We start from the raw sequence: 19,504 nt of genomic DNA, 5'->3' as shown, positions 1-19,504 counted from the left end.
TAAAGTCCTTTTTTGCATATGATTTCTAAGATTAGCCAAAAAATAACTGGGTTTCTTTAGAATTATAGTCTATCTTGTCCTTAATCAGGCAGGGTTTAGCCGAAGAAAATCAACTCGGTGCTTTCAAGTCGAGAATAAAAAACAAGGAGGTTCTTATGTATACCTTATACTCATTGGGCACGCCTAATGGTATTAAACCGACAATTATGCTTCAAGAGTTGTCTCAATCTTACACGATTAAATTAATTGATATTTCTAAAGGGGAACAGTTTAATCCGGAATTTTTAAAAATTTCACCGAATAATAAAATCCCGGTTTTATATGATTCGCAAAAAGATTTTTACTTGTTTGAAAGTGTTGCCATATTGGAATATCTTGCAGAAAAGCACGGTAAATTTTTACCTGAATCATTGGCAGAGAAATATACGATTTTGCAATGGTGTTTTTTTCAAGCGGCACATATAGGACCTATGTTTGGCCAACTAGGCCATTTTCACCGGGCACCGGAAAAAATTCCCTATGCACTGAAACGTTATGCAGATGAAAGTGATCGTTTGCTTGGTGTTATGGAAAAACAATTGACACAATGCCCGTATATAGGTGGTGTGGAGTATACCATTGCGGATATGGCTATTTGGCCTTGGATTTACTGTTTTCAAATTTTTTACCAGCAGACTATTGATGCGCAGCGGTTTGCTCATTTACTGGAATGGTATCAACGAATCAGCGAACGTGCCGCAGTCAAAGCCGCTTTGGAGGCATATAATTTGACTTTAGAAGGTGAAAAGAAATAAAGCATGTTTTTTAAAATATGCTGTGGTTTATGGAGCATCTTAAGAAATCCCCCTCTCCAGGTTAAGCAAACATATGGAGGAGGGGGCAGGAGATAGGAGTCATATTTACATGGTCGCTTCGAGTGATGTTCTAATTTCAGTCCCAGAAAGCGGCATTTCTTGTTTTACTGCGTAGAACCCATTCTTATTTAATAGCTCACCAACTGGGGTCACCTGGGGTGCCTGATCGGGTGGTGTGCTCAACGTTTGCAGCTTGTCTATGTGTCGTTCCTGTATTTTAAGGAGTTCGTGATAGCGTACATTCGAATTTTCTAATTCTTTTTGCACCAGTGCAAGCTTTCGTTCCGCATCACAAATACGATCGGCGATTAAAAGGAAACTCGATTCTTTATTCTTTATGAAGACATCCAGTTTTTCTTGAAACGCTCTGCGTTGTTCTTCATTGCCAATGGCAGAGGTTGATAATTGTGATATGGCGAGGTGTAGCGTATCGATCATCGCTTTAGCTCGATTAAGATCTTCCCCAAGCTCTGTGCGCACCTTTTGGACCTCAAAAACTCTATCTGATAATTCTTTTTGGCTACTGTTGTATGCTTCAGTAATACGATCTAATTTCTCTTGGTTTTGCTTTAAAAAATCAACTTGTTGGGTCACTTCTTCTTTGAGTAAACCAGAGACGGCTTCTAATCCGTCTTTGGTTTCACCTAACGCCGCATTTACTTTGGATGTAGCCATAACCTCTCTGTCTATCGCATCAATTTGCTTGCTTATCTGCTCAATATGTTCTTCAAGTTGTGCATTTTCTTTGGCAAATTTTTGAATTTCTGCTGCTAATTGTTGGCGAATAATATCCAGGGCATTAATGGTTAATTCAAGAAGATCAGCCAAACCTAAAATACCTTTTTGCAAGCTTTCGACAGCACTGGTACTGCATTTATGATGATCATCAAGAATGAGTCCTCCGGCTGTATAAGTAACGGCAGTAACACCACAAATGGCCAAAAGAAAACCAATGTGTGCCACAATCCCTATGATTAACGTAGGAACCGTTAAAGCGACACCCCCAATAATTTTCTGCCAAAGCGGTAATTCACCCCAGTATTCTGCTGCACGTGAGAAAATACTTGGATTTTTTTCCATACTTTTAACCGTATCTTGCAGGCTTTTTCTGATTTGCTCGAATATTTCTTTGGTTATGGTAATTTTTTGGAGCTTGTCGCTTTCTGTATCGGTATTAATGAGTTGTAACTTGGTTTGTATTTCTTCTACCGGGGCTTTTTGCAATTCTTCGAGTTCTGTTTCCTTGGGGGTGTCAATCGCGATAAGCTGCTGAAGCTCTTCTTCATTGGTAGCCATATGAATTCCTTTCTGTTGAATAATCTTCCTGTACCTACTATTTTTAACCAGAACAAGGGGAAAAAACAAGCAAAATTTATCTTTTTGGGTAAATGACAACCTTGACCCAGCAAAAAAATTATTTGGCGAGTGCGAAAAAATTAGTTGTATCATTTAGTTGGGCCTTTTAGCCCAACTAAATCTACCTAGTTACATGGAGCTAGGGTTATACGGGGAATGAGTAGATTCATGATCGTCTGTAGAACTACACGAAGAGATGAGTTCGCTCGCTTTAGCAAAACCAGTAGCGATCGAACGAGACGTCAAATAAGCCAAAGCTATTGGACCTGTTATAAGGGTTAATAGGGCCGCAGCAACGGTAACTACAGCGCACACAGCAGCAATAATACCTGCTTTTGCAGCAAATATGAGTGCAGCATGTGATTTTTCTTTTGACTCTTCATGGCCCTTGCGTAAACCATCTAAACCATACCCCGCGGCAAACACTAAACTTCCAAGAGCAGTCAATGCAGCTCCAGCAGCAACCACTGCTGCAACACACGTAACAAGACCAGCAGCTAAAGGCAGGGTTACTGGAGTTGTAGCGACAACGCCAAATTCTTTTTTACTTGTAAAGGGAGCGAAGAAGCCAGGTACAAAACCTTTTGCGGATTCAAAACTACTTACGATTTCTTCTTTGGTTACCTTCCACATTACTTCTTTTTGCTTTGGAGTTCCCAAAAATAAATCCCAAAGGTCTACAGGTACTTCTTCTTGTTTACGTGTTTGATGTCGTGTTGGCTCGTCATATTCATACTCACTGTTATATTTCTCTTCATCCCTTCTTCTATATTGCTCTTTATTGTATTTTGATTCCATAGTGACACCCCTAGGGTTGTTTAAATTCGAGCCATGCTATTTAAAAAAAGGATACAAGTCAAGTTGTGTTTATTTAATTTTTTGATTATTTTAGTGGCACTTAACACGATAAGATGATTCTTTTATGACTTTTAGTATTGGCCAACGCTGGATAAGTAACACAGAAACACACCTTGGTTTAGGGATTATTATTGATTTGAATGGTAGGCAGGTGAGCGTGAGTTTCCCTGCTGCCGACGAGGAACGCATTTACTCTATAGACAGTGCTCCGCTGAGCCGCATCGTTTATAAAGAAGGTGAAGAAATAACGACATCGAACCAACAAAAAATGTGTGTCACCCATGTTGAAGAGCGTCAAGGGTTGTTTTTTTATACAGGAGCAGATGAAGCAGGCAATGAGTTTCAGATTAGCGAACTTTCCCTGGATTGCTGTATCAAGTTAAATACTCCGGAACAGAGACTTTTTAGTGGTTTGCTTGATAAGCTAAATACGTTTAAATTGCGAATAGATACTTTGCATCATGCCAGCAGATTACAGCAATCTGGAGTCAGGGGATTATTGGGTTCACGAACCAGTCATCTCAAACATCAAGTTTATATAGCCAGTGAGGTAGCACAACGCCATGCCCCAAGAGTTTTGCTTGCAGATGAAGTAGGACTTGGCAAGACCATAGAGGCCGGTATGATTATTCATTATCAGCTAGGTACTGGCCGCGCCCAGCGAATATTGATTGTAGTACCACAAACTTTGATTCATCAATGGCTTGTCGAGCTGATTCGACGTTTTAATTTGTACTTCTCAATCATCGATGCAGAACGCTATGAACTTTTGTATGAGTTCGATGAAGAAGACGGGGTGCAGCTCGGTACAGCTGAAGAGAATCTTTTTGAAAACGAGCAATTGGTTTTATGCAGCTTGGATTTTCTCATGGAAAATGAAAAAGCATACCAACAGGCGATGACTAGTCAGTGGGATTTGCTTGTTGTTGATGAGGCACATCACTTACATTGGTCCGAAGAAGAAAAAAGCCCTGAGTATGAATGCATTGAAGAGTTGGCGAGGCAAAGTAAAGGTTTATTGCTTTTGACTGCAACACCCGAACAAGCAGGGATCGCCAGTCATTTTGCTCGCTTAAGATTGCTTGACCCTTCACGATTTTATAATTTTTCTGCATTTAAAAAAGAGGAAGAAGGATACCAACACATCAATAAACTCGTACAAGAACTGATGGCTTATGGGGAGCAGGCTTCGACAGATGTCTTGAGCGCGAAACATAAGGCTCAGCTGGAAGCTTATTTGGGCGAGATAACGGGCTTGAGCATGAATCAGATCATTAAAGATTTATTAGATCGGCATGGAACAGGACGCGTACTATTTCGCAATACCCGTGCAGCGATTCAAGGCTTTCCTGAGCGACACGTACACCCCTGTCCTTTGGAATGCCCCGAGATTTATTCTTCTGTAGAGGAGCATAAAGGTCAAAGGAAGCTTTATCCTGAACAACTCTTGAATAAAGAGATATGGCTCGAAAATGATCCTCGAGTGACGTGGTTGGTAAACAAAATTAATGAACTGCACCCCAAAAAAATCCTAATTATTTGTGCCAAGGCAAATACAGCGATTGCTATAGATCAGCATCTAAAATTAAAGAGAGGAATTCGCAGTACCTCATTTCATGAGGGATTATCAATTATTGAACGAGATCGCTCTGCAGCTTATTTTGCGGAACAAGAAAATGGAGCCCAGGTGCTCGTTTGTTCCGAAATAGGGAGTGAAGGGCGAAATTTTCAATTTGCTCATCATTTAGTATTGTTTGATTTACCATTAAATCCTGATTTGCTAGAGCAACGTATTGGTCGACTCGATCGCATAGGTCAGCGACATAGTATTGAAATTTATGTTCCTTATCTGTTGCATACCGTACAAGAGAAGTTGTTTCGTTGGTATCACGAAGGAATTAATTTATTTACCAGAAGTTGCTCTATTGGATTTACACTTTATGAAGAATTTGAAAATGAATTACTGCCAATTCTTGATACAGTCGATACAAATAAGGGTGCGCTCGATAAACTAATTTTAGAGACAAAGACGCGTGCGGAGCAGATAAATCAGGCCCTTCATGAAGGTCGAGATCGGCTATTGGAATTAAATTCATGTAACGCACCTCAAGCAGAGGCATTAATTGCTGCCATAGAGGCAGAGGAAAATTTCTTGGAATTGGAAAATTATATGGCACAAGTATTTCAGGAGTACGGTATTGACCATGAGTATCATTCTGAAGCTACGGAAATATTGCGCCCAACGGATCACATGAAAATAAGTCATTTCCCAGGACTAAAAGAAGATGGTGTTACGGTAACCTATTCTCGCTCTAAAGCTCTGGTGCGTGAAGATGTTGAGTTCTTAAGCTGGGAACATCCTATAGTCAGCGAATGTATGGAAATGATCCTGGATTCCGAGTTGGGAAATGCAACTTTGGCCACTATTTCCATAAAAAGCATTAAGCCTGGGACCTTATTTTTGGAATCATTCTTTACAGCCCATTGTGCCGCACCAAAAAATTTGCAATTAGATCGCTTCTTGCCGCTCACACCGATTCGTGTGCTCATGGATGTTTCTGGAAAGAATCTTTCCAGCATTTTGGATTACAAACAATTGAATCAAATGTGTGAGCCTGTTAAACGTCATTTAGGTTACCCAATTATTCAGCAGATTCATGCTGATCTTGAGACCATATTAACGCAGAGCAAAAAAGCAGCTGAAGGGCAACTTCAAGAGATCATCAAACACGCTATAAACCAGATGAAAGAGAGTATTACTCATGAGGTGAATCGGCTTGAAGCATTAAAAAGCATTAATCCATCGATACGAGAAGACGAGATTGTCTTTTACAAAAGACAACTTATTGAAAGTGAAGAATCCATTCACAGTACCACTTTAAAATTGCAGGCACTGCGAGTGGTTATTAATAAAGTCTGATGGCAATGAGCAATTTGCACCAAAAGAGAATTTTTTTAAAATGAAATGAGTAGAATGAATAGGATACCACTTCAAATGAAGCCTAGTCAGAGCTCACCAATTTATGGAATATGATACGAGTATATTATTTCTCTTGTTGAGGGAATGGGTTTAATCAAAATGTATTATCGAATAAAAATTGCGGGTTTTATTCGGGGTATTTTTGTTTATAATCTTTCACAATGGACGCGAATTTTTACTTTAGGAATGTACTATTCATTCTCACTCGCTTTATACAAACAAAATGGATACGCAAATTTTATAATGGATAATGTTGTGATGTATGGAAAATATATTGTATTAATGATTTTGTTATTTGAAGTATTTATTTTTTTACAGGATAAGTTGAGTAAGATGACCCGTTAAAAATTACTCACTTAATACATTCTTGAATTGTGTAGTTCAAAGGGAAGAGTCTATTCATGAATCAGCAGATAAAAAAAATTGTTACGGACCTTTTGCATTCAGCAGGAATTACTCCCAATGGAAATGAAGATTGGGACATTCAAATTAATAATGAAGCATTCTACCAGCGCGTTTTTAATGAGGGTTCTTTAGCACTTGGTGAGTCCTACATGGATGGATGGTGGGACTGTAAAAGCCTCGACCAATTTATTACCCGCATTCTCCAGGCCCAACTTGACCAAAAAATTAAAACTGATAAGTGGTTATGGCCGAAATTAATATGGCTCAAACTGATTAACCATCAATCGAAAAAGCGTGCCCTGGAAGTGGGTAGAAAACACTACGACTTGGGAAATGAATTATTTAAATCCATGCTTGATAGCCGCATGAATTACACGTGTGGCTATTGGAAAAATGCAAATGATCTGGATACGGCGCAATTAAATAAATTGGAGTTAAGCTGCCAGAAATTAAAACTTGAGCCAGGGATGCATGTATTGGATATCGGCTGTGGTTTTGGTGCTTTTGCAAAATATGCTGCGGAACATTATGGGGTCAGTGTCGTTGGAATCACCATATCCAAAGAGCAGTTTGACTATGCAAAACAAAACTGTTCTGGTTTGCCCATAGAAATTCGCTTTCAGGATTATCGCGATATGCATGAACAATTTGATTGTGTCGTTTCTTTAGGGATGTTCGAGCATGTGGGATATCGAAACTACCGTACTTATATGCAAAAAGTTCGCGATTGTCTCAAAGGCAACGGTTTATTTCTGCTGCATACTATTGGTGGGAATATAACTACAAAAGCAGCAGATCCCTGGATTAATAAATATATTTTTCCTAACGGTATGATTCCCTCTCTAGAACAAATTAGCCAAGCCTCAGAAGGATTATTTATCATGGAAAACTGGGTTAATTTCGGGGCATATTATGATCATACTTTAATGGCGTGGAATGAGCATTTCGAACAAAATTGGGAGCATTTAAAAAAGCAATACGACCAGCGGTTTTATCGGATGTGGCGCTATTATTTATTAGCATGTGCAGGCTCCTTTCGTTCGCGGTCGAACCAGTTATGGCAAATTGTTTTTTCCAAAAATGGCATTCCAGGAGGATATGAGGAGCCTTTATTTACAGGAATAAAAAAAAGAGCGGCTGAGAGCAAAAAAACGATATCAGATCTCCAATTATCTTAAGAAAGTAAAGAGGGATACCCCCATAGCAATATCCCTCAAGCATTACTGCCATTAAGTTAGGTCCTTGAGCTCATCTTTCATCCCGCGGACAAGTCGTGCGGGACGTAAGCGAGCTATTCCTTAACCTGATGGCTAGTGTTTCTTGGAAAAAACCATACGCAAATGAGCGCTGATTGTCTCGATTGCATTACGACATGCTGGGGTATCAGCAAGATCATTTAGCATAAGAAAATCATGAATTGTGCCGTGATGACGAAGTCCGGTAACCGGTACACCCGCTGCATTAAGCTTGTGTTCGTAAGCTTCGCCTTCATCGCGCAATACATCACACTCACCGTTGATTACCAGTGCAGGTGGTAGTCCTTTAAGTTGATCAATCGTCGCTTGCAAAGGACAGGCAGTTATTTCTTTTCTTTTTGCTTTGTCAGGTAAATAATTGTCCCAAAACCATTCCATTGCTTTTTTGGTTAGCCAGGGGCCGTCAGCGAATTCTTTATAAGAAGCATTTTCAAAATTGGCATCAGTCACAGGATAAATAAGTACTTGATAGTCAATTTTGGGACCGCCACGCTCTTTAGCAAGGAGGGCCATGACTGCCGCCATGTTTCCGCCAACGCTATCGCCAGCAACTGCTAAACGAGAAGAATCGAGGTTCAATTCTTTACCATGCTCTGCAATATATTTCAAAGCAGTATAATCTTCTTCAATTTGAGTTGGGTATTGCGCCTCTGGAGCCAAAGAGTAATTGACAAATATGATCGCTGCATGAGCTCCTACAGCAAGCTCACGAACAAGCCGGCCATGAGTTTGCCAATCACCAAAAACCCAACCCGCACCATGATAGAACATGACTACCGGTAGTTTTTCTTTTGAGCCTTTGGGACGAACAATGCGAATGTCTAGTTTGCCTTTAGAGTGTTGAATAGTACGATCTTCAATATCCACATCAGCTTTTTCTTTTCCTGAAGGCAATTCTTGCAATTTGTCAAAAATGGCCCTGCCTTCTTTTACCGGAAGATCATAAATTGGTTTACCGCCAGCTTTCTTGATTTTTTCAACGAAAGCCCAGGTTTTTGGTTCTATACGTTTACTTAGATCCATTTTACTTGTCCTCATGGTTGAAGTTTAAAAACACAATTTCATTCTTTCTTTATATGCACATGAAACCAGCCGTCACTTTTATTAACAGGACAGAATAAGTATAGACAATTTTGTAAATTTTTTGTTTTCTCATAAAAACCAGGTTGGAGCACTGACAAGTAAAGTGAGGCCTTTCGAAATAGGCTCATGACCGCAAAGCATCATTCTGGATACTGCGCATAAAGCCTGAGAGATCCTCACAAAATCGAAACAGGAAAATACCCTATTCAACATCTATAGTGATGCCTGAAAGGCTGTCATCCTTTCTTACGCAGGGATGACAGCCTTTTTGACGCGATAGAGGGTATCCATTCCTTAGACAAGGATTCAAGTAACAAATGATTTCTACCTGCTTAATTTTTGTGAGGATCTCTCAGGCACAAAGCGCGGTATGTAAGGGATAGCAGACTCAAACGAGGCTATGAGACTGCCTGATCTTTTGTTATCCATTCCCTACGGGAAAAGATCCATTATCAGCGTTTCTGTAATCAGGAAAAGAGCAGTGCATGTGTGCAATCTTCCAGACTCCCTCCTCTCTTTCGATGGTTAAAGTGCCACGCAGATGTTCAAACAAATACTCTTTACCTTCGATGGTAATTCGTGCATGACATACTGCTGCAGCCCAAGAAGCATCATCAGGAGTTGGAACAAAGCGAATTATTTCTATCTTACCTTGCTCTGATTGGCTCCAATCCCTTCGTAGTTGCTCTTCCATTTCTGTTAAACCGACGCGATATTCATCGAGTCCAGAGCCCCAAACATTTGTATTTTGGGTAAAAAGGGTAAGTAAAAAGGGCAAGTTCCGTTGTTCATACCCCTCACAAAATTGTTCAAAGAGCTGTTCTGCGGGTTTTTTTTCTGGGATTTTCATGGACTTCTCCTGAATAAATAAAATTTTGGATGAAGTATAAAAAGAAGAAAAAAAACTGTCTGTCCGTAATGAACACGGACAAAAAAAACAGTTAAATTAAAGGGCCTATAATGCCGAGCATAAATACAACATACGTTCCATTTCCATCCTTGAGGAAAATCCTGTGCGTTGTTTAACACGCAACATATAGGTATCAATGGTTCGAGGAGAAAGCTCAAGCATCTGGGCGATTTGTTTATGAGTTGCTCCGTGTAGCAATAGCCTGAGGCACGTTATTTCTTGAGCAGTGAGGTAAGTGCTTCCGTTTTTCCCAGTAACATAAATTCTGCCTTGAGGCAGACAAATCTCTTTATAATTTACATCACGATACGCTTCAGGCAAAGCGACAGGATTTTTATTGAGCACCTGGATTAAATCTTTATTTTGCAGATCAAAATCAAAAATGAATTGCTCGATTGCTTTAAATTTATTGAGATAAAAGGAGCCTGGATTTGGGTGCTCATAGGGTAAGGCCACAGCAATCATGTCGTAATAATTTTTACTACGCCGGACTAAAGTGAGTCCGTTATGCAAATTAAATTTTTCGCGAGCAATTTGCACCGGTGTACCGGGTAATTCCTCATCCCAAAGAAACCAGTAGGAATGGTTGTTTTCATGCTCATTTTCAAAAGAAGAAAAAACAACCGGCTCGTTATCAATTTGTTGGAAATATTCAAAGAGGCCTGTATTGTTCGTCAGGCAATTGATCGAACCATCTGCAAAACAGCGTAAATATTGAAAATAACTAAATCCGTATGCATCCAATAAATTTTTACTTACTTCCTGGATTTTATTTCTTAATAAAAATATGGGGTGGTTTAAATCAATTTTTAATGACATGTCACTAAAGCAACCTGGATTAAGTTGAATGCTATTTTGTCAGTATTTTTATTATTGATCAAATTGAATTGTATTGTTTCATTGTTTATGATCTGATATAGTTGTGCAAAAAGTTACCCGTTTCAAGGCAGAATAAACTTAAGTGTCAGAGGAGACAATCGATGAGTAAAGCAAAAATTAATTCGGAAGTGCCGCTCAATAAACTGAAGCCGGTAGGCTACAAACGCCAGATATCCGTTGCCTATATTTCTCCAGAAGGCCAACTTACTTCCGATGATCCAAATTCTTATGAAGGAGAAAAGCGTGTCGCTTACCAAAACGCGCTGCTAAGCCAACATCCAAACACAGGTTATGCCGAGGGAATTTTAGAAGAAAGACAAAAAAAACCTGGTTTTTTTGCTACTCAAAAGAAAGAAGTGAGTGCGGATAGCGAGCCTCCCGCACCTACGTGCTCATCATGATTTAATAAAAATTGAAAGACCAGATACCTCTCTGTTCTGAGAGGTATCTTAAGTGACCGGTTTCCCATAGAAATGGGTCATTGAAAAAATATAACGTAACAAGGATGCAAATGGATACAGTCAAACCTGTAACCCCACAAGAAGTGCTCCATGAATTGATCCAAACTTCTGGTTTTTTTCCAAATAATTCGCGTTATCCCTTATTGCTTTACAAGCAAACGTTTGTCATAACCAATCAATCAGCGCAAGCTATTCAGGATTTGTTAGGTCGAAATCATTGGGGTAAATCATGGGTAGATTCGATTTACGACTATCATCATTATCACAGTACTACTCATGAAGTATTAGTTATGATTGAGGGAGAAGGTACAGTCCAATTTGGAGGAGATAAAGGCAAAATTTATGAGGTGAAGGAAGGGGATGTAGTGATCATTCCTGCAGGGGTGGCGCATAAAAGCTTGAGTTTATCCAGGGACTTTAAATGCATTGGCGCTTATCCATGGGATGTTGGTTTTGATATGAATTATGGAGCAGCAGAAGAACATCCGCATGTTGATGAGCAGATTAAAAATGCTGGGCTGCCCCAAAGCGATCCAGTGTTTGGCATGCATGGGTTATTATTTGATTATTGGAAATAGAACTCTAAAAAAGGCAGGTTAATCGCTCTTATTTTCCAATTTATTTTTAGCGGTTAAGGCCTATATTTATAGGTAAGAACTCAATAATTTAATTAAATTATTGACATTTTATGGAGTGTGCTTATGTCTGTAGCTTCAATAAGAAAAGTTTATAATATTTACGCTTCATTCTACGATTTTGTGTTTGGTTCCATTTTTAATCCTGGCCGTTCTTTATGTACTGAGATAGTCAATAAAGCTGCTAAGCAAACTGCTACCGTACTTGAGATTGGTATTGGTACGGGCTTGTCTTTGCCGCTTTATCGTACGGATTTGCAGATTACCGGGATCGATATTTCTGAAAAAATGTTGGAAAAGGCAGAAGAGCAGGTAGTAAAAAATAAGCTGGAAGAGCGGGTGCAGTTAAAGGTTATGGATGCCGCTCATTTAGAGTTTCCGGATAACAGTTTTGATTTTATTGTTGCTATGTATGTGGCTTCCGTGGTTCCTGATGTACATGCTTTTCTTCAGGAGCTCACCCGTGTTGCCAAGCCTACGGCACAAATTATATTTGTGAATCATTTTGCTTCAGAACATCCCGTAATTCGCTTTTTCGAGAAAACATTTGCGCGTGTTAATGAACTCGTAGGTTTTAAATCCGATTTTTCTGTGCACTCGATTCTTGACTACAAAGCACTAAAGTTGTTGGATTCTCGAAAGACCAATCTATTCGGTTATTGGAAATTATTGCATTGTCGAATTCAAAAAGATGAAACATCCCCATTATAAAAAAGAAAGGGATTAATTTTTATTCGCCTTTGTTTCTGACTGGAGGAATGCGCGCAGCACCTGCGCCATTCGTCCTTGATGACGTACGCTAGCATACCATCCCGGGCATTGAGTTAAGCGAAAAAAACTTAAGCAATATTTGATGGGGCTTAAGCGTTTTGCTAATGCAAGAGCGTCCAGTAATCGTTCTTGAGATTCAAAAGCATACCAGTAACGCAAATAGGTATCCCGTAATATAGTGTAAATTTCATTTTGCTCCTTTACATGATGGGTGCGCATCATGTTGACCAAAAAAGAAATTAGAGAAAAAAAGGGATGGGAAATAACAGTTTCACCCCAATCAATAATCGTGAGATGTTGTGCCTGAAATACTATATTATTCTCATGAAAATCACTGTGCTCAATTGTTTCAGGAATAGAGTATTGCGCAAGACTCTGACAAAGCGCAGTAACCTTGGGATGCAAAGAAATAAGATGTTGTAGTTCACTTACGGTTAAACCATCATGGCTCAAAAATTCAGATTCATGCAGCAACTTTAAATAGAGATCAGGCAGATTCGCCAAACGCCAATCGGGAACACCAAGTGTCAACAGAGCATCAATTTGACTTATAAGGCCTGTTTGGATCTGTACATAAGATTTAAGTGCTTCTTTTGCCAAATCAACTTGATAATTGATTGAAAAAATTTCTCTAAGTGGTATTCCTCTATCGCTCATTAAAAAACAGCGTAAGCAGAGATTATTACCGAGTACTTCGGGTACTAACGACGGGAAAAAACTTCGTAAGTAGAGTAATAAATTAGGCTCAATCGCAAATGATTCGGGTATTTGTTTTAAATACAAATCCCCTTTTGTTGTGGTTATTTGATACACCTTGGCCCAGGCTGAGCTCTGTATGAGCCTAAATGGCTCCTGAATAGAATATCCTTGTTGATTCAGATAATTTTGCGCCCAAAAAAGCGCTGGGTTATTTTCTGCATTCATAGAGAATGGTTTCATCCTGTTTATCTGGGGACGCTGCCCTATCAAATGCTTTCATTAAGCGAATTGTTCTAAAACCAATTTCATGAAGCAAATTGAGTAAAAGAGTAGGATCATCATAAAGACGAATTTTATATTCCTCGATTTCGGTTTTTATGAGTTGATTTGCTTCAATTAACTCGTATTTACCAATGGAGTAACAAACGGTTTTTTCTTCAAGCATGGCCAACTGGCTCAGCAAAATCATTTGCCCATCGCCACGGTACCAACGTGAACCACGCCAAATGCCTAATTCTTTAGGAAGGGCATTTAAGGTTTCGGTTTCAAATACAAAAATACCATCATCTTTTAAATGATGATAAATCATTTTTAGTGCATGTTTCACCACCGCCAAATCAACGATCAGGCCAAACGAACCGCTAGGAATAAAGATTAATCCATATTGCTTTGCCTGGCTGAGCGCTTCGAGATACCCATGCCAGACCAGAGGATTAAGCTGCTGTGCTTTTGCTTTGGTATGCAACGCATCCAACATCGATTGACTGGCATCAAACCCCTCGATGGTAAAGCCTTCCTTCAGCATAGGAAGAAGAAAACGTCCTGTACCACACATGGGTTCTAAAATAGGTCCCTCTGTTTCTCGTGCGTAACTCAAATAAAAATTCCAAGCATCTGATGGCGGAAGTGGTTTACTCAGATCATAGACTTGGGTACATAAACTTAAATATGTATCCAGAGATTTGTTGGACATAGGCATACAACCTTCGTTAGGGCGAAAAAGGATAGATCTATTTACATTTCGGTCAAAATGGCCTGATTTTCTGTGTTCCGCTGCTCACATCCTCCGTGTATGCTGTGCTTTGGGGGCTCGAAAATCAGGCCATTTTGACTCAAGTTAGCGAAATGAAAACAAACCCTAATTTTATTCGCTGTTTTTCTCTTTTTTTATTGATATTATCTGTTATGAATGATCAATGCCAATATGTTTATGCCTATATACCGAGATGCAACAAATGAACTCAATACCCATGCATATCCGTTTAATGACCCAGGAAGACATCGACTTAATCGTGGAGCAATTTGCAGCCTACTGTTGGCCAAAACCCAGAGTTACTTTTAGCAACTATCTGCAGGAGCAGGAAAACCAGGAACGCCTGATTTGGCTCGCTTTTTATGAAACGAATTTTGCAGGATATATTACCTTGAAATGGCAATCATCCTATCCATCATTTAGCGAGCAAAAAATTCCTGAAATTATGGATTTGAATGTCTTGCCCCCTTATCGGAATAAAGGAATTGCTACGGCTCTTCTTGACTGTGCGGAAGCTGAGGCATTTAAAAAATATCCGGTACTTGGAATTGGTGTAGGGCTGTATGCAGATTATGGCCAGGCCCAGAGGCTGTATGTACAACGAGGTTATATTCCTGATGGTTTGGGAATTACGTATGATTATAAAACTGTGGATCCCGGTTCTATGCTGTGTCTGGATGATGACTTAATTTTGTGGTTTACAAAGCGTTCTTCTTAATGGGGAGGGATTGTGTCGCAAAAAACATTAGTTTTTTTAACCGGGGTTTTATCGGATCATCGAGTATGGTCTTATCAAATAAATCATTTACAAGACCTGGTAAAATGTCAGTCTATCCCACTCATACATGGGAATTCCACTGAAGCTTTACTTCAAAGTGTTTTAAGCAAGGTTGAAGGTACATTTTTCCTGGCAGGCCATTCTATGGGGGGGTGGTTAGCGCTGGAGCTTGCCAGGAGAGTTCCGGAGCGTATTTTGAAATTATGTTTAGTAAATACTTCCGCCCGGCTCGACTCCAAAGAAAAGCATCAAAGAAGAATAGAAATGATAGGAGAAGTAGAGCAGGGGAATTTTCAAATTGTTGCCGAAACGCTTGCCGATCTCTATGTGTACGATGGCCGTGTTAAGAAAGAAGTGCTTTCTATGTTCTTAAATAGTGGCCAACAGATATTTCTCACCCAGCAAAAAATTCTATTAGCTCGCCATGAATGCCTTTCTTTTCTTCCCTCACTTGCAATGCCTACTTTAATTATTCATGCGCGTGAAGATAAAATTTTTCCTCTGGACGTTCATGAAGAGTTGGCAGACAAAATTCCCAATTCCAAGTTAGCGATTATTGAGGATTCTGGCCATATGTCGCCTATGGAGTCGCCGCAAGCGGTAACTGCATTGTTACGATTTTGGCTTGATTACTTTTGATAGGCTCCATTTCTACTATCTTGGCCAAACTGCCCTGATTTTCTGTGCTCCGATGCTCACATACTTCATGTATGCTGCGCTTCGGTGCTCGAAAATCAGGTCATTTTGACTCAAGCTAGCGAAATGTATTCAGACTCTAATCTTCATAGTCATTTAGGTCAAATGCTTCTTGTAGGTTTTCCAACTGCTCTTCAACGACGGTCAATTTTTCAAAGCTGGCAATATGAAATAAAGCCTGTCCTGAATGCACAAGCGGCAACATATTTTCACCAATAATAATTCCGGAAAGTGGTGATTTTAATTTGTATTCTTCCGTACTGGTGGGATTGGCTATAACTGCAATGACTTGTCCCTTAGAGACCCGGTTTCCGGATTTCTTAATGTGTCTTAAGATGCCGCTTATGGGAGCTCTTATCCAATAACTGTTTCTGGAAATAGTGGGGGTGAATTTTTTTACTCCATATCTGCTTAGTTTAATCATTCCTAATGCCCCCATCACACTCAAAATACCATTAATCCCTGTTCTGATCGAGAATTCATCAAAGCGCAAAGACTCCCCCCCTTCGTAAACCAAAATAGGTATCCCTTGCTCATTGGCATATTCTCGCATTGAGCCGTCTCTAAAGGTCGAATGCAGGATTACTGGAACATTAAAAGCACGGGCTAAATCTTCGATACCTGGCATATCTAGGTTTACTCTGATCTGAGGTAAATTATAGCGATGGTTTGAGCCGGTGTGCAGATCAATGGCGTGGGTTGATTGGGATAAAATTTGTTTGCTAATAATTTCTGCAAGAATGGAGGCAAGCGATCCATTCGAGCTGCCAGGAAATGATCGGTTTAAGTCCCTTCGATCCATTAAATATCGTTCTTGATATAAAAAACCGTATACATTAACAATGGGAATTGCAATGACATTTCCAATGATATTTTTTAGTCCCTTCTTTTTCAAAAAGCGCCTGATGACCTCTACACCATTAATTTCATCACCATGAATGGCTGCGGTAATACATAAGGTGGGGCCTTCTTCCAAGCCGTTAATTACATGAATAGGTAAACAAATGGGCGTCCAATCATATAATTTGGGCATAGGCAATAAAACAGTTTTACGTTCTCCTGGTTTGATTTTCACATCACCAATTACCATAGGTGCCTTGCTACTCATTCTTACTGCTTCCTTAAATAAGATTATATAACAAGTGTAGCTGGAATTGAGACAGATATAATAAAGCGCGCCTATATTTCTGGACATGAAAATTTTAAGCAACAAAGTGTCTGGGAACTTAAATCTCCATTGGATTATAATCGAATATATACCTTCATATGCCCCTAAACAGTGATGCTAGGGATAACTCATTCCTTTCCATGCGTATTCTCTTAAAAAAGAGCAGAAGATCGTGGAATTAATAATTTCTTAGATTTCTTTGATAAAATGGCAACACCCTAATCCAAAAGAAGAAAAGATTTTTTGGTGAAAAAGTAACTCTGTTCTCAATTTATTGTGGTACTGTGAACTCTATTCCCTTTAATTGATAAAAGTATTCGGTAAAATGCTGGATTAAAAGTTGCCTATATCTGCTGAGTGAATACTATGAGTCTTTTTTTAGAAACAAAAAACTTAATTATTAATACGCCTGCATTGACAGATTTTAATAATTTATACGCTTTACAATCCGATGCTGAGGTAATGAAATATATTGGCCAGGGAGTACGCACACACGCTGAGGTAATGGCTGGCTTAGAGAAAGCAATTAAGCACTATGAAAAATATAATTTTAGTCTTGGCTGTGCATTTGAAAAAGAAAGCGGGATATTTGTTGGTCGAGCAGGGTTAATTTATCTTGCTTATGATGACAGTCAGCCTGATATTGAAGTGGGCTATGCGTTGACTAAAACATCCTGGAATAAAGGTTATGGTATGGAGCTTGCAAAAGCACTTATTCATTGGGGATTTGAGCACTTACCGGTTAAAAAACTTGTTGGCATTATTCATCCGGACAACGAGCGTTCTCGCAAAGTATTGGAAAAAGCACGAATGAATTATGTGGGGCGTGCGAATTACTGGAACAACGAAGTAGCAATGTACGAAATTCATAAGTCATGTATTGATTACAACAATATTAAACTTATTCCTGCGACTTTAGAAGATTATCCTGCTATGCAAAATCTAGGTAGGTTTTACGTATATGACATGAGTGAATATCTTGGCAACCTAGCAGGCTGGGAAATTCCAGAAGATGGTTTGTATGAGTGCATTGATTTTAAAAAATATTGGGAAGACAAAAACTCATTCCCGTATGTAGTACGTTATGAAAACGAACTGGTTGGTTTTGTTATCGTGGATAAAAAGGGAAGTGAGTCTGGAATTGACTTTAATATGGCGCAATTTTTTATTGTACGAAAATTCAAAAATAAAGGTATTGGCCGATATGTTGCAGAGCAATGTTTTAAGAAATTTCCTGGTACATGGGAGATAATGGTTATACCTGGTAATGAAGGCGCTTATCGATTCTGGAGAGCCACAATTAAACATTATTGTGGGAATAACTTTATCGAATATACTCGTGAAATCGCGCATTTAAACCACAGTAAAAAAAATATTTTTAGATTTAATAGCCAAATTTAGTTTATGTTTTGTGCAGGGGATTAAAATGAAAAAACTAAAGCAAAACATAACAAATATATATGGGGAAAAAGGGGAAAAATGGATTGCTAATTTGCCTGCTACTGTGGCGTCACTCACAGATTACTGGAACTTAAGCCAGGTAATCCCTGTTCCCAACATGACGTTCAATTATGTTGCCAAAGCAATTTTAAATCTCAATCAGCCTGTCGTTTTAAAAATTAGCTGTGATAAAAAAAGTAGTGTAAATGAAAAACAGGCTTTGAAGAATCTTGACGCCCGAGGCTCAATCAAGCTTATTGATTATAACAGCACCTATAATGCATTATTATTGCAACAAGCGATTCCTGGCATTACGCTTAAGTCCTTATATCCTACTCAAATCGATTATGTGATGGATTGTTACGTATCGACCATACAAAAGCTTCATAATAAGCATCTACCCAAAAAGCAGAATTATCCTCATATTGCTGATTGGCTAAAGGCACTTGATACACCTACATCAAAACAAATTCCTGCACCTGTATTAAATAGAGCGATTGGGTTGAGGAATCAATTACTCTCCTCACTGAAGTCACCTATTTTCCTACATGGTGATTTGCATCATGACAACATTTTAAAACATGGTAATGAATGGTTGGCTATTGATCCTAAAGGTGTGGTTGGCGAGGCAGAATTTGAAATTGCAGCCTTTGATTTTATGTACATTCCTGAGCTTGCAACTGCAGTTAATGTAAAAAAAATATTTGCGGAGCGAATTGACTTACTGGCAAAAAAATCAAATCTGGATGCTCAACGAATCAAAGATTGGGTTTTTGTGCGATTGGTTTTGATGGCCGCTTGGTTAATTGAAGATAACGGCGACCCAAGCTGGGCTATAAAACTTACACTGTTGTTGAGCGATGAAGATGGCATATAAATAGTCGTCTTCAATAACAGATATAAGAGAAATGGAATCAAGATTTGACTTCATTTTTTTTCTACGAACAAAGTTGACTTTTTTTGAGCACTCTGGTTTACTGATTTTGACTCAACTGATTCAATGTTAAGTCAAGAAGTAAAAGAAGGGATACAATTGCTTAGAATATTGCTATTGGAACGTAAAACCTGACTTGTTGCATGTTCAAACTTATATCAAAAAACAAAAATCAGAGTGATATTTTGCATACAAGGAATATTTTAATCTGATACCACTCGAAGCTGTTGTGCCTACGGAATTTACCCTACTGTACTCTATAAATTAGGTGAGATCTTAAATAACTTATTTATCAAGTTTTTAAGAAG

Annotated in this window: 19 protein-coding genes; 11 read left to right on the top strand and 8 right to left on the bottom strand. The window is 39.0% G+C overall.

Annotated elements, in window-relative coordinates:
- The first annotated feature begins 155 nt into the window (after positions 1 to 155).
- On the top strand, positions 156 to 794 hold the full coding sequence (locus LXO92_RS02155; protein ID WP_182351118.1) for a glutathione S-transferase N-terminal domain-containing protein: 639 nt from the start codon (positions 156 to 158) through the stop codon (positions 792 to 794).
- Positions 795 to 899: 105 nt separating this feature from the next.
- Here LXO92_RS02155 and LXO92_RS02150 read toward each other — a convergent pair whose 3' ends face one another.
- Positions 900 to 2,150: a LegC2/C7 family Dot/Icm T4SS effector gene (locus LXO92_RS02150; RefSeq protein WP_182351117.1), complete on the bottom strand. Its 1,251-nt coding sequence runs from the start codon at positions 2,148 to 2,150 to the stop codon at positions 900 to 902.
- Between the two features lie 189 nt (positions 2,151 to 2,339).
- Complete coding sequence (locus LXO92_RS02145) at positions 2,340 to 3,008, bottom strand: hypothetical protein (protein ID WP_232890327.1); 669 nt, start codon at positions 3,006 to 3,008, stop codon at positions 2,340 to 2,342.
- A 124-nt stretch (positions 3,009 to 3,132) separates the two neighbouring features.
- Between LXO92_RS02145 and rapA the strand changes: the two genes are divergently transcribed.
- The 3 genes from rapA to cfa all read left to right on the top strand — a co-directional run bounded on the left by rapA (position 3,133) and on the right by cfa (position 7,631).
- A complete protein-coding gene (gene rapA / locus LXO92_RS02140) occupies positions 3,133 to 5,988 on the top strand; it encodes an RNA polymerase-associated protein RapA (protein ID WP_182351115.1) in 2,856 nt (951 codons plus the stop codon).
- A 159-nt stretch (positions 5,989 to 6,147) separates the two neighbouring features.
- The gene (locus tag LXO92_RS02135; protein ID WP_182351114.1) at positions 6,148 to 6,393 is read left to right on the top strand and encodes a hypothetical protein; all 246 of its coding nucleotides are present in this window, start codon (positions 6,148 to 6,150) and stop codon (positions 6,391 to 6,393) included.
- 56 nt (positions 6,394 to 6,449) lie between these two features.
- Positions 6,450 to 7,631, top strand: coding sequence for a cyclopropane fatty acyl phospholipid synthase (gene cfa / locus LXO92_RS02130; protein WP_182351113.1), 1,182 nt, complete (start codon positions 6,450 to 6,452; stop codon positions 7,629 to 7,631).
- A 132-nt stretch (positions 7,632 to 7,763) separates the two neighbouring features.
- Here cfa and LXO92_RS02125 read toward each other — a convergent pair whose 3' ends face one another.
- The 3 genes from LXO92_RS02125 to LXO92_RS02115 form a co-directional block, all read right to left on the bottom strand.
- Positions 7,764 to 8,732 (bottom strand): alpha/beta hydrolase, encoded by a 969-nt coding sequence (locus LXO92_RS02125; protein ID WP_182351112.1) that lies wholly within the window; start codon positions 8,730 to 8,732, stop codon positions 7,764 to 7,766.
- Between the two features lie 481 nt (positions 8,733 to 9,213).
- Positions 9,214 to 9,642, bottom strand: coding sequence for a nuclear transport factor 2 family protein (locus tag LXO92_RS02120; RefSeq protein ID WP_182351111.1), 429 nt, complete (start codon positions 9,640 to 9,642; stop codon positions 9,214 to 9,216).
- Between the two features lie 105 nt (positions 9,643 to 9,747).
- Positions 9,748 to 10,521 (bottom strand): helix-turn-helix transcriptional regulator, encoded by a 774-nt coding sequence (locus LXO92_RS02115; RefSeq protein WP_182351110.1) that lies wholly within the window; start codon positions 10,519 to 10,521, stop codon positions 9,748 to 9,750.
- 161 nt (positions 10,522 to 10,682) lie between these two features.
- Here LXO92_RS02115 and LXO92_RS02110 point away from each other — a divergent pair, with 161 nt between their 5' ends.
- From LXO92_RS02110 to pmtA, 3 genes are all read left to right on the top strand, one after another.
- Complete coding sequence (locus tag LXO92_RS02110) at positions 10,683 to 10,982, top strand: hypothetical protein (protein ID WP_182351109.1); 300 nt, start codon at positions 10,683 to 10,685, stop codon at positions 10,980 to 10,982.
- Positions 10,983 to 11,092: 110 nt separating this feature from the next.
- Positions 11,093 to 11,620, top strand: coding sequence for a cupin domain-containing protein (locus tag LXO92_RS02105; protein ID WP_182351108.1), 528 nt, complete (start codon positions 11,093 to 11,095; stop codon positions 11,618 to 11,620).
- A 123-nt stretch (positions 11,621 to 11,743) separates the two neighbouring features.
- The gene (gene pmtA, locus LXO92_RS02100) at positions 11,744 to 12,388 is read left to right on the top strand and encodes a phospholipid N-methyltransferase PmtA (RefSeq protein WP_182351107.1); all 645 of its coding nucleotides are present in this window, start codon (positions 11,744 to 11,746) and stop codon (positions 12,386 to 12,388) included.
- A gap of 12 nt (positions 12,389 to 12,400) precedes the next feature.
- Here pmtA and LXO92_RS02095 read toward each other — a convergent pair whose 3' ends face one another.
- Both LXO92_RS02095 and LXO92_RS02090 read right to left on the bottom strand, forming a co-directional pair.
- Positions 12,401 to 13,387, bottom strand: coding sequence for an aminoglycoside phosphotransferase family protein (locus LXO92_RS02095; RefSeq protein ID WP_232890326.1), 987 nt, complete (start codon positions 13,385 to 13,387; stop codon positions 12,401 to 12,403).
- Positions 13,356 to 14,120, bottom strand: coding sequence for a class I SAM-dependent methyltransferase (locus tag LXO92_RS02090; RefSeq protein WP_182351105.1), 765 nt, complete (start codon positions 14,118 to 14,120; stop codon positions 13,356 to 13,358). Before LXO92_RS02090 ends, LXO92_RS02095 begins: the two co-directional genes overlap by 32 nt.
- A 262-nt stretch (positions 14,121 to 14,382) precedes the next feature.
- Between LXO92_RS02090 and LXO92_RS02085 the strand changes: the two genes are divergently transcribed.
- The gene (locus LXO92_RS02085; RefSeq protein WP_182351104.1) at positions 14,383 to 14,898 is read left to right on the top strand and encodes a GNAT family N-acetyltransferase; all 516 of its coding nucleotides are present in this window, start codon (positions 14,383 to 14,385) and stop codon (positions 14,896 to 14,898) included.
- Between the two features lie 12 nt (positions 14,899 to 14,910).
- Positions 14,911 to 15,597 carry an alpha/beta fold hydrolase gene (locus tag LXO92_RS02080; RefSeq protein WP_182351103.1) on the top strand — a complete coding sequence of 229 codons (687 nt, stop codon included), beginning with the start codon at positions 14,911 to 14,913 and terminating at the stop codon, positions 15,595 to 15,597.
- A gap of 136 nt (positions 15,598 to 15,733) precedes the next feature.
- On the opposite strand, the gene LXO92_RS02075 is transcribed toward LXO92_RS02080, so the two are convergent.
- Entirely contained in the window at positions 15,734 to 16,762 is a 1,029-nt protein-coding gene (locus LXO92_RS02075; RefSeq protein WP_182351102.1) for a succinylglutamate desuccinylase/aspartoacylase family protein, read from the bottom strand.
- Positions 16,763 to 17,188: 426 nt separating this feature from the next.
- Here LXO92_RS02075 and LXO92_RS02070 point away from each other — a divergent pair, with 426 nt between their 5' ends.
- Together LXO92_RS02070 and LXO92_RS02065 are read left to right on the top strand one after the other, a co-directional pair.
- Positions 17,189 to 18,223 (top strand): GNAT family N-acetyltransferase, encoded by a 1,035-nt coding sequence (locus tag LXO92_RS02070; protein ID WP_182351101.1) that lies wholly within the window; start codon positions 17,189 to 17,191, stop codon positions 18,221 to 18,223.
- A gap of 25 nt (positions 18,224 to 18,248) precedes the next feature.
- Positions 18,249 to 19,139: an aminoglycoside phosphotransferase family protein gene (locus LXO92_RS02065; protein ID WP_182351100.1), complete on the top strand. Its 891-nt coding sequence runs from the start codon at positions 18,249 to 18,251 to the stop codon at positions 19,137 to 19,139.
- Positions 19,140 to 19,504 lie beyond the last annotated feature (365 nt).

The organism is Legionella resiliens (genome assembly GCF_021344005.1).
Lineage (GTDB): Bacteria > Pseudomonadota > Gammaproteobacteria > Legionellales > Legionellaceae > Legionella > Legionella resiliens.
This window is presented reverse-complemented; position numbering and strand designations above follow the sequence as displayed.